Source organism: Pollutimonas sp. M17, from assembly GCF_025836975.1.
Taxonomy (GTDB): Bacteria; Pseudomonadota; Gammaproteobacteria; order Burkholderiales; family Burkholderiaceae_B.
This window is the reverse complement of record NZ_CP107548.1, coordinates 2,854,821-2,867,439: the sequence shown is the minus strand read 5'-3', so window position 1 is coordinate 2,867,439 and position 12,619 is coordinate 2,854,821. Positions and strand designations below refer to the sequence as shown.

Sequence of the window (12,619 nt, the reverse complement as noted above, 5' to 3'; positions counted from 1 at the left end):
GGATAACCATAAATCCGTGGCGCCGAAAGAGCTATAGCGCGGCGTCCAACCAGCCTCGCAGGGCGTTGGACACGCGCAGGGCGGGCGCGTTTTCCAGGTCGCGCCGGCTGAGCGCGGCGACGCGCGCCAAGCCCTGGTCCAGCAAAGCCTGGCGCTGGACGCCGGGCAGCAGGCCGCAGGATACGGGCGGCGTCAGCCAGGCGCCCGAGGCGTCCCTGACATAGATATTGCTGCGGCTGCCTTCGCAGGCCTCGTTCCTGTCGTTGCAGTACACGACGTCGAAGAATTCGGGATGCCGCTCCAGCCATGCCTGGGCCTGCGCATACCAGGGCCGCCGCGTGGTCTTGTGCCGCAGCCACACGGCATCGGTTTGCAGCGGCGCGGAAGACAGGCGCAGCCGTACGGGTGCCGGCGTGGGAGGAAGCGGGTTGGCTTCCAGCGAGAACTCGCCGTCCATGCCGACCAGCAGCCGCAGGCGATGGACGATATCCGGGTCCAGGCCCGCAAGGCATTCCTCGATGGCGGCATCCAGGGGCCCGCCCGGAAAGGCATGGCCCAGCGCCAGGCACGATGCCTCCAGGCGCCGGCGATGGCCCGCCAGCAGCGGAATGCGCCGTCCGGTTTCGACGCGCATGGTTTCAATCAGCTGAATATTCTGCAAGTCCATGGCGTGTCCAGGTGCTGGAGGAAGTCGGGAGCGTGTCCGGATCCGCCGCGGAACCGGTATCCAGGATGCGCGCTTTCCACAAGCACTCCTCCCATTCCAGTTCGGCCCGGGAGTCGTGGACGATGCCGCCGCCCACGCCGAATATGCCGTTGCGCCCGTCCTTCATTTCTATCGTCCGTATGGCCACATTCAGCGAGCAATCGCCGCTGGGTGCCAGCCAGCCCAGGCTGCCGCAGTAAATGCCGCGCGCCGAAGCCTCCAGCGACCTGATGGCGTTCATCGCCGCGATCTTGGGCGCGCCGGTGATCGAACCGCAAGGGAACAAGGCGCGCAGCAGGTCTTCCAGGCCGGCTTGGGGCGCCTGGGCCGTAACAGTGGACGTCAGGGTCCAGACGGAGGGATAGCGCTCCAGGGTGAACATATCGGTGACCTGGACTGATCCGGGCGTGGCCAGGCGCCCCAGGTCGTTGCGCAGCAAGTCGACGATCATCAGGTTCTCGGCGCGGTTCTTCTCGCTGCCCAGCAGCTCTTGCGCGGCCTGCCGGTCCAGCACGGGATCGATATGGCGCGGTGCCGTGCCTTTCATGGGGCGCACGGTCAGCGTGGCGCCCTGGCGAGCCACGAACAGCTCCGGAGAGAACGACAGGATGCTGCGTGCGCCGTCTTCGATGTAGGCCGCATGCGCGGCGGGATGCCTGGCCGCGATGTGCCGGTAGAGGTCGCGCGGCGGCGCCGAGCTCTCCAGGGCGATGGGGAAGGTGTAGTTGGCCTGGTACAGCTCGCCGCGCCCTATGCTTGCGCGCAGGCCGGCGATGTGTTCAAGATAGCGGCGCTTGTCGATCAGGGGGCGGCTGCGCAAGGAAATCGGTCCGGCGGATTCGGGCGGTCCCCACACAGGAGCTTCACGCGCCCGCTGAAACACCAAGGCGGCCAGGCGCGGCCGTTGTGGGGCCTCGATGGTCCGGGCCGGCCCGCCTGCCGCCGGCGGATTCCCATGAGCGGCGGCGGGGCCGGATTCGGAGAGGGCCGGCTCCAGCCATTCGCCCAGCTCATAGTCCAGCAGCAGCGAGATCCAGCAGCCTTGCTTCTGCGCATCGGCGATCTGGCGGAAGGCGGCGGGCAGTTCATCCGCCGCATGCGCGGCGATGCGGCGGACGAAACCGTCCAGTTCCAGCGCCTGGCCCGTCAGCCGGTTTTCATAGCGGCAAAGCATGGGCATTGACGGGCTCAACCGGCGGCTTCCAGGAAATCGTGCAAGACCGCGCCGGTGTGCGATTTGGCTCTCAGGCCGATGATGTGTTCGGGCGTGCCTTGCGCCACCAGCCGCCCGCCGCCGCTGCCGCCCTCGGGGCCCAGGTCCAGCACCCAGTCGGCTTCGGCGACGATGTCCAGGTTGTGCTCAATGACGACGACGGTATTGCCCGCCTCGACCAGGCGGTGCAGTACGTGGATCAGCTTTTCGACGTCGGCGATGGACAGGCCCACGGTGGGCTCGTCCAGCACGTACAGCGTGTGCGGTATGCGCGAGGCCCGCCCGGTCTTGATGACGCCGTCGGTCAGCCTGGCCTTGGCCAGTTCGGTGACCAGCTTGATGCGCTGCGCCTCGCCGCCCGACAGGGTGGGCGAAGGCTGGCCCAGCGTCAGGTAGCCCAGTCCCACGTCCTGCATCAGTTGCAGTATGCGCGAGATCCTGGAATGCGCCGCGAAGAACTCCACGGCTTCATCCACTTCCATCTTCAGGACTTCGCCGGCGCTCTTGCCGCGCCAGGTCACGTTCAGCGTATCGCGATTGAAACGTTCGCCGTTGCAGCCGTCGCACAGCACCTTCACGTCGGGCAGGAAGCTCATTTCTATGGTGCGCATGCCCTGGCCTTCGCAGACCGGGCAGCGTCCTTCACCGGTGTTGAAGGAGAAGCGGGCCGCCGTCCAGCCGCGCACGCGCGCATCGCGAGTGTCGGCGAACAGCTTGCGCACGTCGTCCCAGAAGCCGACATAGGTGGCCGGGCAGGAGCGGGGCGTCTTGCCTATGGGGGTCTGGTCGACCTCCAGCACGCGGTCTATGTGTTCCCATCCCGAAATGCCGACGCAGCCGTGCCATGCGGGCGCCTTGCGCTGCGACACGGCTTGCGCCAGATTGTCCAGCAGCACATCGCGGGCCAGTGTGGACTTGCCGGATCCGGATACGCCGGTGACGACGCTGAGCCGGCCCACGGGCAGGCTGGCCGCCACATTGCGCAGATTGTGCAGGTGCGCGCCCTCGACGCTGATCATGCCGGTATCGCCGTCGATGGGGCGGCGGGCCTGCAAGGGATGCGGCAAGGGCTTCTTCAGATAGCGTCCGGTGACCGAGGCAGGGTTGTCCATCAGGTCTTGCGCCGTGCCTTGCGCCACCACCATGCCGCCCCGCACGCCGGCGCCGGGGCCGATGTCGATGATGTGCGAGGCGCGCCGTATGGTGTCTTCGTCATGCTCGACGACCACCAGCGTGTTGCCGTGGCCTTCCAGCGCGGCCAGCGCATCGAGCAGGATCCGGTTGTCGCGCGCATGCAGCCCTATCGTGGGTTCGTCCAGCACGTAGCACACGCCCTGCAAGTTGGAGCCAAGCTGGGCCGCCAGGCGTATGCGCTGCGCTTCGCCGCCCGAAAGCGTGGGGGCGGCGCGGTCCAGCGCCAGGTAGCCCAAGCCCACTTGCTGCATGAAGTTCAGGCGGCCCTGGATTTCCGCAAGAATGTCGCGGGCGATCTCGCCTTCGCGGCCACGGCTGACCAGTCCGGTGAAGAAGGCCTGCGCATCCGACACCGGCAGCGCCGCCAGTTCGGCAATGGACCGGTCGCGCCAGCGGAAGGCGCGTGACACGGGATTCAGCCGTTCGCCGTGGCAGGCGGCGCAGGTTTCGCTGTTGCCTTCGTACCAGGCGTTCCAGGCGGTTTCCTCGCCGGTCTGCTCGGCGTCGAAACCGGTCAGTTGCAGGCCGGTGCCGAAGCAGGCGGTGCACCAGCCGTGTTTGGAGTTGTACGAGAACATGCGGGGATCGGGTTCGGGAAAGCTGGTGCCGCAGCTTGGGCAGGCGCGCTTGACCGAAAAATGCTTTTGTTCCGGGGCGGAGCGGGGTTCGGCCGTGCGCCGCTCGTCCAGCGATGCGGCGCCTTCCGGCGTCAGGTCGAGCAGCACGCTGAAGCTGCCCTGGCCATGCTCCAGCGCGCTGCGTACGGCTTCGCGCAATTCGGATTCATGCCGGGGGTCGACCAGCAGGTCGGCCACCGGCAGTTCTATGGTGTGTTCCTTGTAGCGGTCCAGCCGCGGCCACGGCGCAACGGGAATGAACTCTCCGTCGACGCGCAAGTGCGTGTGACCCTTGCCCGCCGCCCATTTGGCCAGGTCGGTGTAATAGCCTTTGCGGGCGCTGACCAGGGGCGCCACGATGCCGATATGGCGGCCCCGGTAGTCCGTCAGTATCTGCGCAACGATCTGCTCGGCCTTTTGCGGCTCGACCGGAACCATGCAGTCGGGGCACATCTGCGTGCCCAGCTTCACATACAGCAGGCGCAGGAAATGATGGATCTCCGTCATGGTGGCTACGGTGGACTTGCGGCCGCCGCGGCTGGTGCGCTGCTCGATCGCGACCGTGGGCGGTATGCCGTAGATCGCGTCCACGTCGGGCTTGCCCGCCGGCTGGACGATGGCTCGCGCATAGGCGTTCAGCGACTCCAGGTAGCGGCGCTGGCCCTCGTTGAACAGGATGTCGAAGGCCAGCGTGGACTTGCCCGAGCCCGAGACGCCCGTGATGACGGTGAAGGTGTCGCGCGGAATGCTTACGTTCACGCCCTTGAGGTTGTGTTCGCGGGCATTGAGTATGTCTATGCTGGTCGCCGCCGAGCGGCCGCGTTTCAGCAGGCTTTGCAGCGGGGTTCCCGTGTCGCCGTAGTTGCGGGCCGGCTCGGCCAGCAAGCGCGCCTGCTGCGATTTGTCTTCGTAGACGATGGCGCTGGTGTAGTCGGCCAGCGCCTGGCCGGTATGAGATTCCGGAATCCGCATCAGGTCTTCGGGCGTGCCCGTGCCCACGACCTGGCCGCCCGCGTCGCCGCCTTCCGGCCCCAGGTCGATCAGCCAGTCGGCGGCACGGATCACGTCGAGGTTGTGCTCGATGATCAGCAGGGAATGGCCGGCGGCCAGCAGCTTGCGGAAGGCGCGCATCAGGCGGGCCACGTCATCGAAGTGCAGGCCGGTGGTGGGCTCGTCGAACAGGAACAGGCTGCCCTTGCGGGCGACCTTGGCGGTGGATATCCCGTCGCGCGCCGCGCTGGCCAGGTGGCCGGCCAGTTTCAGCCGCTGGGCTTCGCCGCCGGACAGCGTCGGCACCGGCTGGCCCAGGCGCACGTATTCCAGGCCCACGTCGGCCAGCGGCGCCAGGCCCCATTGGACGTCGCGCAGGCCGCTGAAGAAATCCAGGGCTTCGCTGATGGTCATTTCCAGAACTTCATCGATCGATGCGCTGCGCCCCAGGTGTTCCACCCTGACTTCCAGGATTTCCGGGCGGAAGCGCTTGCCGTCGCAGTCCGGACAGCGCAGATAGACGTCCGACAGGAATTGCATTTCGACGTGCTCGAAGCCGGTGCCGCCGCAAGTCGGGCAGCGCCCGTCGCCGGTGTTGAAACTGAAGGTGCCGGCCGTATAGCCGCGCTCCCTGGACAGCGTGGCCTGCGCGAAGAGCTTGCGTATGGCATCGAAGGCGCCCACATAGCTGGCCGGATTGGAGCGGGCCGTCTTGCCGATGGGCGTCTGGTCCACCATGACGACCTCGGCCAGTTGCTCCGCGCCCAGCAGGCGGTCGTGCTCGCCGGGCGATTCGGTTGGCTTGCCCTGATGCTTCAGTATGGCCGGGTGCAGCACATCCTGTATCAGGGTGGATTTGCCCGAGCCCGATACGCCGGTGACGCAGACCAGGCGTCCCAGGGGAATGGATATGGAAACGTTCTTGAGGTTGTTGGCCCGTACGCCCTCCAGAAGCAGGCGGGGCGTGTTGGCGGCCACCGGCATGGGGCGTGGGGCCTCTACGCGCAGGCGGTCGCCCAGGTAACGGCCGGTCAGGGTGTCGGCCTGGCGCAATTGCGCCGGTGTGCCGTCGAAGACGATCTGTCCGCCGCGTTCGCCCGGCCCGGGGCCGATGTCCAGGATGCGGTCGGCGGCAACCATGACCTGCGGATCGTGTTCCACGACAACCAGCGTGTTGCCGTTGGCCCTCAGGCGATGCATGACCTCCACCACGCGATGCATGTCGCGGGGATGCAGGCCGATGGACGGCTCGTCCAGCACGAACAGGGTGTTGACCAGCGAAGTGCCCAGGGCGGTGGTGAGGTTGATGCGCTGGACCTCGCCGCCGGACAAAGTACGGCTTTGCCTGTCCAGCGACAGATAGCCCAGGCCGACGTCGCACAGGAATTTAAGACGCGTGCGCACTTCGGTAAGCAGCAGTTCGATGGCGGCGTCCAGGCTGGCGCCGAAGCTGATGTCCAGAAAATAGTCGCGGACGCGCTCGATGGGCAGGCGCATCAGGTCGTGTATGCACAGGCCTGGCAGGGAGTCCAGCAGTTCGCGGCTCCAGTCGGCATTGACCGGCATGAAGCGCGGATAGCGTCCGTCGCCGTCCGCCCGGGTATCGCCGCCCAGGCGCCAGAGCGTGGCTTCGGGCTTGAGCCGTGCGCCTCCGCAGGCGGGGCAGGGGGTATAGCTGCGGTACTTCGACAGCAGGACGCGCACATGCATCTTGTAGGCGCGCGATTCCAGCCAGTCGAAGAAGCGCTGCGCGCCGTACCACTGGGTTTTCCAGGCGTTGGCGCCGCCCTTCCAGTCCGGCGTTCCGTCGATGACCCAGCGCTTCTCGCGTTCCTCCAGGGCTTCCCAGGGCGTGTCCAGCCGCACATTCGCCGCGCCGGCGTATTGCTCCATCTCGGCCTGGCATTCCTTGTAGCTGTTGGTCTGCCAGGGTTTGATGGCGCCGCCGCGCAAGGTCTTTTTCTCGTCGGGCACGACCAGGCCATAGTCTATGCCCATGACGCGGCCGAAGCCGCGGCAGGACTCGCAGGCGCCCAGCGGGGAATTGAAGGAAAAGGCGCTGGGCAGGGGCGTGCTGTACTCGATGTCGCAGTTCGCGCAATGCAGGCGGTTGCTGAAGCGCCACGCGGTTTCGGCGCCGCTCTCGTCGGAGGACTCGGGCATGGCGTAGACCGTGACATGGCCATCGCCCTGCTTGAGCGCCGCATCCAGCGCTTCCATCACGCGTTGCGGCTCGGCGGTGCCATAGCGGAAGCGATCCTGCACGACATGCAGGACGCGCAGCTTCTCGGCCTTGGCAGCGCGCTTGCCTTTCCCTTTTCCCTTGGGAGCCGGCGGCGTATGCAGCCGGGTCTCTTCGTGGTGGATGCGCGTATAGCCCTGCTGGTCCAGGAAGCCGCGGACCTCTTCCTCGGTGTAGTTCGAGGGGATCACAATGGGGAAGGTGATCACCAGCCGGGGATCGCCGGACTGCGAAAGCGCGGCCAGCTGCTGCTGGATTGATTCGGGGCTGTCGCGCTGCACCCGCCGGCCGCAGCATTGGCAGTAGAGCCGGCCCAGGCGTGCGAACAGCAGCTTCAGGTGGTCGTTCAGCTCGGTCATGGTGCCGACCGTGCTGCGCGAATTGCGCACCGGGTTCACCTGGTCGATGGCAATGGCTGGCAGAATGCCGTCGATGCGCTCGACCTTGGGCTTGTCCATGCGGTCCAGAAACTGGCGCGCATAGGGCGAGAAGGTTTCCACGTAGCGCCGCTGGCCTTCGGCGTAAAGGGTGTCGAAGGCCAGCGAACTTTTGCCCGATCCGGATACGCCGGTAACGACCAGCAGTTCACCGGTGTTGATGTCGACATCGAGGTTTTTGAGGTTGTTCTGGCGTGCGCCGAAGATGCGGATACGTGAGCTCATGGCGATATGATAATCGTTCTGCCGGAGGCTACCCGGCATCCCCGTTTTTGTGTCGGGGGATTGTTTTGAGGTAGAATCACGGGTTGACTGAATTTTTAGGGGCCGCGTGTTTGCGAGCCTTGCATGCAAAGATCGGAGATCATCATGGCAGAAATCAAACGTACGCGTCGCAACACCCTTGAACGCCGTTGCCTTGGCAAGGCATTCAAGCGCCTTTTCGTGCGCGCGCCCAAAGGCGTTTTCAAGATGCTGGAAAAGGTAAAGCGCGCCTGAAGCAGCGCTGCCAGGCCGCATTCATGCAGCTTGATGACACCTTTGTGTCAAAACGTTAGTATGGCAAGAAAACCGCAGATACCGGGTCTGCGGTTTTTTTTTGGCCTATGATGACCGCAATAGTCAAAATAGACCCAAAGAAAACGACATGTCCACCTGGCGCCATCTTTTTACGGTTGTGACGCCCACTTATAACCGGGCGCACACACTGGAAAGAGTGTATTCATCCTTGCGTGAACAGTCTTTCCAGGACTTCGAGTGGGTGATCGTCGACGACGGCTCCACCGACAGCACCCGCGCCATGGTCATGGGCTGGCAGCAGGAGGCCAGCTTTCCCATCCACTACATGTGGCAGAAAAACCAGCACAAGAAGACTGCCTTCAACCGCGGCGTCCGCAAGGCCAGCGGCGAACTGGTGGTGGCGCTGGACAGCGACGACAGCCTGGATGCCAATGCCCTGTACACGATGGCGCTGGTCTGGAGCGAGATCCCGCCTCGGGACCGTTCACGCTTCGTCGCCATCACCGGCCTGTGCGCTCAGCCCGATGGCCACATCGTGGGCGATATGTTTCCGCGCGACGTCTTCGATGCCACGGCGCTGGACATGACGTTCAAGTATCACGTAAAAGGCGAAAAATTCGGCTGCCTGCGCACCGATGTGCTGCTTCAGTTTCCCTTTCCCGAAGAGATCGCGGGCTTCGTCCCCGAAAGCCTGGTCTGGCGCGCCATCGCGCGGGCCGGTTACCTGACCCGCTTCGTCAATCAGGTGTTCAGGGTGTATCACGACAGCCCCGATTCCCTGACCCAGCAGGCCAGGGAAAGCCAGCAGCACGCCCTGGGCTTGTGGCTGCTGGCGCAGGACACCGTGGTGGAATGCCTGCCCTGGTTTCGCTATCAGCCGCAGACTTTCCTGATGGCGGCGGCGCGCTACACGCGCTTTTCGCTGCATCTGCGGCACAGCAGGCAGACGCTGCCCAAAGGGCACAGGCTGAGGGGCATGGCGTCCTGTACGCTGGTGGGCCTGATGTGGCCCGTGGGCGCAATGCTGTACGTGCGCGATCGCGTCAGGGCGCAGACGGCTTAGCGGCGGCCGGCCGCGTCAGTGCAGGGTGCGGGGCGGGTCGAAGTCGGAGCCGTAGATGTCGTCATCCCGATCGTCGTCGTCATCGTAGCTGTCGTCGTCCGGATCGTCGTCGGCGGCCGGCTCGTCGTTCATGATGAAGGGCAGGATGTCGCGCAGGTTCTCGGTCCAGGCGATTTCCTCGCCTTCCTGGTTCACCTTGATGAAGCGCACGCCTTCCAGGTCGGACAGCTGGATGGCCCACAGGTATTCGCAATCGAACACGTCGCCGTCGGCGATGATCATGCCGCCGGTGTTGCCGATGAGCTTGGCCCCATCGCCGCCGATCTGCACGAGCACGTGGTCGCCCGGGTCGTCCTGGATGTCCAGCGGCACACCGAAGACCACCCATTCGAAGCCGGTTTCCCCGGCATCGATGACTTCGGCCAGAACGGGCTTGCCCATGTAGGCGCTCAGCGCGTCGGCGCTGCGGCCCAGTAGGTCGAGTTCTTCGGCGGTGAAGACGAGTTGTGGGGCTTGCTGGCTGGACATGTGAGTCAAAAGAAAAAAACGTATTCGATATTCTAAGGCATCGGGCCCCGCGCCCAAAGTGGTTTCGAAGCGCGTGAGGCCGCGCGTCATGCCACGGTTTTCCTGTAGCGCCTACAATCGGGCCTTTATCCATTCATTCTTTGTTTTTCCTGTTATGGCTCAATACGTATATACGATGAATCGGGTCGGCAAGATCGTGCCGCCGAAGCGGCAGATACTGCGCGACATCTCCTTGTCGTTTTTCCCCGGCGCCAAGATTGGCGTGCTGGGCCTGAATGGCTCGGGCAAGTCGACCTTGTTGAAGATCATGGCGGGCCTGGACCGCGAGATCGAGGGCGAAGCCATTCCCATGCCGGGCATCAAGATCGGCTACCTTCCCCAGGAGCCCGTGCTGAATCCGGAGCACACGGTGCGCGAGTCGGTCGAGGAAGGCCTGGGAGAGCTGTTTTCCGCCCGCAAGCGGCTCGACGAGGTGTATGCCGCCTACTCCGAGCCCGATGCCGACTTCGACAAGCTGGCGACGGAGCAGGCCGAATTGGAAGCGATCATCGCCGCCGCCGCCACGACGGGCGCCGACGACATCGAGCACCAGATGGAAATCGCCGCCGATGCGCTGCGCCTGCCTCCCTGGGATGCGCTCATCGGTAATCTCTCGGGCGGCGAGAAACGCCGCGTGGCGTTGTGCCGCCTGCTGCTGTCCAAGCCCGACATGCTGCTGCTGGACGAGCCCACCAACCACCTGGACGCCGAAAGCGTGGAATGGCTGGAACAGTTCCTGCGCAAGTTCCCGGGCACGGTGGTGGGCGTGACCCACGACCGCTACTTCCTGGACAATGCGGCCGAATGGATACTGGAACTGGATCGCGGCTACGGCATTCCCTGGAAGGGCAACTACAGTTCCTGGCTCGAGCAGAAGGACGACAGGCTGAAGCAGGAAGAGGCGTCCGAATCGGCCCGCCAGCGCACCATCAAGAAAGAGCTCGAATGGGTGCGGCAGAACCCCAAAGGCAGGCAGGCCAAGGCCAAGGCGCGCCTGGCCCGCTTCGAGGAACTTTCCTCGCACGAATATCAGAAGCGCAACGAAACCCAGGAAATCTTCATTCCCGTGGCCGAGCGCCTGGGCAATGACGTCATCGAGTTCGAGAACGTCAGCAAGGCCTACGGCGACCGCCTGCTCATCGACAACCTCAGTTTCAAGATACCCGCGGGCGCCATCGTCGGGATCATCGGCCCCAACGGCGCCGGCAAGTCCACGCTGTTCCGCATGATCGCCGGCAAGGAGCAGCCGGATTCGGGCTCGGTGAAGCTGGGCAAGACCGTGAAGCTGGCCTTCGTGGACCAGTCGCGCGAGTCCCTGCCCGACGACAAGACGGTGTTCGACGCCGTGTCCGACGGCGCCGATCTCCTGACGGTGGGCCGCTTCGAGATGCCGTCGCGCGCCTACCTGGGCCGCTTCAATTTCAAGGGAGCCGACCAGAACAAGGTGGTGGGCAAGCTGTCGGGCGGCGAGCGCGGGCGCCTGCACTTGGCCAAGACGCTGATCGCGGGCGGCAACGTCCTGCTGCTCGACGAGCCGTCCAACGACCTGGACGTGGAGACCCTGCGCGCCCTGGAGGACGCCTTGCTGGAGTTCGCCGGCAGCGTCATGGTCATCAGCCACGACCGCTGGTTCCTGGACCGCATCGCCACGCACATCCTGGCCTTCGAGGGCGATTCGCAGGTCGTGTTCTTCGACGGCAACTACCAGGAATACGAGGCCGACAAGAAGCGCCGGCTGGGCGAAGAGGGTGCCAAGCCGCGGCGTTTGCGGTATAAAGCACTGAAATAGCCCGTGTTCCGGAAGCCGCCCCATGCCTGTCCTGAGCTCTCACGATTCCATGATCCTGCTGGTCGACATGCAGGCATCGCTGCTGCCCGCCATCGACCGACATGAGCCCTTGTTGCAGGGCGCATTGCGCCTGGTGAAGGCGGCCCAGCTGCTGGGGGTGCCCGTGGTCGCGACCGAGCATTGCGCCGATAAAATCGGCGAGACCAGCCCGGTCCTGCGGCCATGGGTCGATCACGTGATCCACAAGACGCACTTCGATGCCACGCGCGAAACGCATTTCCTGCAGGAAATGCCCAAGCGCCGAACCAACGTGTTGTTAATCGGCACCGAGGCCCATGTATGCGTGTTACAAACCGGCCTGGGCCTGGCGCGCCAGGGCCTTGGCCCTATCCTGGTTTCCGATTGCATCGGCTCCCGGCGCCCCGCCGATCTCCTTGCGGCGCAAAACCGCTGGAATCACCATGGCTTGGAGCAGATAAGCGCTGAAATGGCCATGTTCGAGTGGCTGGAAACCCCCTCGCATCCGCAATTCAGGGACGTCCTCGCCCTGGTCAAGTCGTCCTGAGCTCATCCTGATACAACTGTTTCGCACGTTCACAAGCCCATGTGCGCAGGTGTTGCCTGGGACCTGGACTATCGGCTACTTTAGCGTGTCGCTCGCATTATTTGGAGATCGAAAAATGACATCAGCAACTCTCGGTAAATTGACCGCCGTCGGAATCCTTGCCCTGGCACTGGGCGGTTGTTCGTCCTGGGACAACATGAGCCACCGCCAGAAAAGCGCCGTGACGGGCGCGGGCCTGGGCGGCGTCGCCGGTGCGGTGATCACCGGAGGCGGCATCCTGGGTACGGTGGGGGGCGCGGCCATTGGCGGCGTCATCGGCGATCAGGTGGGCAAGAACCGCTAAGCACGAGCCGAATAAAAAAAACCGCTGCATCGCGCAGCGGTTTTTTTATGGGCGGCCTGTCGCTGGCGCAACGGGATGGGCCGGCGGCCCGGGCCGAGCCTGGCGGATCAGCCCTGGCCGCCTTCCGGCTGGGGCATTTCGATCTTGACCTCGAGGATTTCAAGGGAGTCCTGGCGCTCCAGATTGACCTTGATGTCGTTGGGATCGATCTTGACATAGCGCGAAATGACCTCGACCAGCTCTTTTTGCAGGCGGGGCAGGTAATCGGGCGTTACGCCGTCGCCGCGCTCGTTGATGAGAATAAGCTGAAGGCGATCGCGGGCGACACTGGCCGATGTTTTCTTCTGGCCGCGCAGAAAGGATAGGAAGGACAT

Annotated in this window: 10 protein-coding genes; 5 read left to right on the top strand and 5 right to left on the bottom strand. The window is 64.7% G+C overall.

All coding sequences use genetic code 11. The features are described 5' to 3' along the window. Positions 1-31: 31 nt before the first annotated feature. Genes OEG81_RS13500 through uvrA form a run of 3 tightly spaced genes read right to left on the bottom strand, consistent with a single transcriptional unit; the run spans position 32 to position 7,624 of the window. Positions 32-667 carry an aminotransferase class IV gene (locus OEG81_RS13500; protein ID WP_264129784.1) on the bottom strand — a complete coding sequence of 212 codons (636 nt, stop codon included), beginning with the start codon at positions 665-667 and terminating at the stop codon, positions 32-34. Beyond that, a complete protein-coding gene (gene pabB / locus OEG81_RS13495; RefSeq protein WP_264132600.1) occupies positions 639-1,880 on the bottom strand; it encodes an aminodeoxychorismate synthase component I in 1,242 nt (413 codons plus the stop codon). The genes OEG81_RS13500 and pabB overlap by 29 nt, the downstream gene beginning before the upstream one ends. A gap of 14 nt (positions 1,881-1,894) precedes the next feature. Beyond that, a complete protein-coding gene (gene uvrA / locus OEG81_RS13490) occupies positions 1,895-7,624 on the bottom strand; it encodes an excinuclease ABC subunit UvrA (protein WP_264129782.1) in 5,730 nt (1,909 codons plus the stop codon). Positions 7,625-7,768: 144 nt separating this feature from the next. On the opposite strand from uvrA, the gene OEG81_RS13485 reads away from it, so the two are divergent. Both OEG81_RS13485 and OEG81_RS13480 read left to right on the top strand, forming a co-directional pair. Further along, positions 7,769-7,897, top strand: a complete 129-nt coding sequence (locus OEG81_RS13485; protein ID WP_264129781.1) for a hypothetical protein — start codon at positions 7,769-7,771, stop codon at positions 7,895-7,897. A 148-nt stretch (positions 7,898-8,045) separates the two neighbouring features. Further along, positions 8,046-8,981: a glycosyltransferase family 2 protein gene (locus OEG81_RS13480; RefSeq protein ID WP_264129780.1), complete on the top strand. Its 936-nt coding sequence runs from the start codon at positions 8,046-8,048 to the stop codon at positions 8,979-8,981. A gap of 15 nt (positions 8,982-8,996) precedes the next feature. Here OEG81_RS13480 and OEG81_RS13475 read toward each other — a convergent pair whose 3' ends face one another. Further along, entirely contained in the window at positions 8,997-9,509 is a 513-nt protein-coding gene (locus tag OEG81_RS13475) for a hypothetical protein (RefSeq protein ID WP_264129778.1), read from the bottom strand. A 154-nt stretch (positions 9,510-9,663) separates the two neighbouring features. Between OEG81_RS13475 and ettA the strand changes: the two genes are divergently transcribed. The 3 genes from ettA (at position 9,664) to OEG81_RS13460 (ending at position 12,245) form a co-directional block, all read left to right on the top strand. Further along, positions 9,664-11,337 carry an energy-dependent translational throttle protein EttA gene (ettA, locus tag OEG81_RS13470; RefSeq protein ID WP_264129776.1) on the top strand — a complete coding sequence of 558 codons (1,674 nt, stop codon included), beginning with the start codon at positions 9,664-9,666 and terminating at the stop codon, positions 11,335-11,337. 22 nt (positions 11,338-11,359) lie between these two features. Then, positions 11,360-11,902 (top strand): isochorismatase family protein, encoded by a 543-nt coding sequence (locus tag OEG81_RS13465; protein ID WP_264129775.1) that lies wholly within the window; start codon positions 11,360-11,362, stop codon positions 11,900-11,902. Positions 11,903-12,017: 115 nt separating this feature from the next. Then, complete coding sequence (locus OEG81_RS13460; RefSeq protein WP_264129773.1) at positions 12,018-12,245, top strand: glycine zipper 2TM domain-containing protein; 228 nt, start codon at positions 12,018-12,020, stop codon at positions 12,243-12,245. Between the two features lie 107 nt (positions 12,246-12,352). On the opposite strand, the gene minE is transcribed toward OEG81_RS13460, so the two are convergent. Next, entirely contained in the window at positions 12,353-12,619 is a 267-nt protein-coding gene (minE, locus tag OEG81_RS13455) for a cell division topological specificity factor MinE (RefSeq protein ID WP_264129772.1), read from the bottom strand.

Excerpts from the sequence above, each read along its gene's own strand:
- OEG81_RS13500 (WP_264129784.1), bottom strand. The coding sequence starts at position 667 with ATGGACTTGCAGAATATTCAGCTGATTGAAACCATGCGCGTCGAAACC.
- pabB (WP_264132600.1), bottom strand. The coding sequence starts at position 1,880 with ATGCTTTGCCGCTATGAAAACCGGCTGACGGGCCAGGCGCTGGAACTG.
- uvrA (WP_264129782.1), bottom strand. The coding sequence starts at position 7,624 with ATGAGCTCACGTATCCGCATCTTCGGCGCACGCCAGAACAACCTCAAA.
- OEG81_RS13485 (WP_264129781.1), top strand. The coding sequence starts at position 7,769 with ATGGCAGAAATCAAACGTACGCGTCGCAACACCCTTGAACGCCGTTGC.
- OEG81_RS13480 (WP_264129780.1), top strand. The coding sequence starts at position 8,046 with ATGTCCACCTGGCGCCATCTTTTTACGGTTGTGACGCCCACTTATAAC.
- OEG81_RS13475 (WP_264129778.1), bottom strand. The coding sequence starts at position 9,509 with ATGTCCAGCCAGCAAGCCCCACAACTCGTCTTCACCGCCGAAGAACTC.
- ettA (WP_264129776.1), top strand. The coding sequence starts at position 9,664 with ATGGCTCAATACGTATATACGATGAATCGGGTCGGCAAGATCGTGCCG.
- OEG81_RS13465 (WP_264129775.1), top strand. The coding sequence starts at position 11,360 with ATGCCTGTCCTGAGCTCTCACGATTCCATGATCCTGCTGGTCGACATG.
- OEG81_RS13460 (WP_264129773.1), top strand. The coding sequence starts at position 12,018 with ATGACATCAGCAACTCTCGGTAAATTGACCGCCGTCGGAATCCTTGCC.
- minE (WP_264129772.1), bottom strand. The coding sequence starts at position 12,619 with ATGTCCTTCCTATCCTTTCTGCGCGGCCAGAAGAAAACATCGGCCAGT.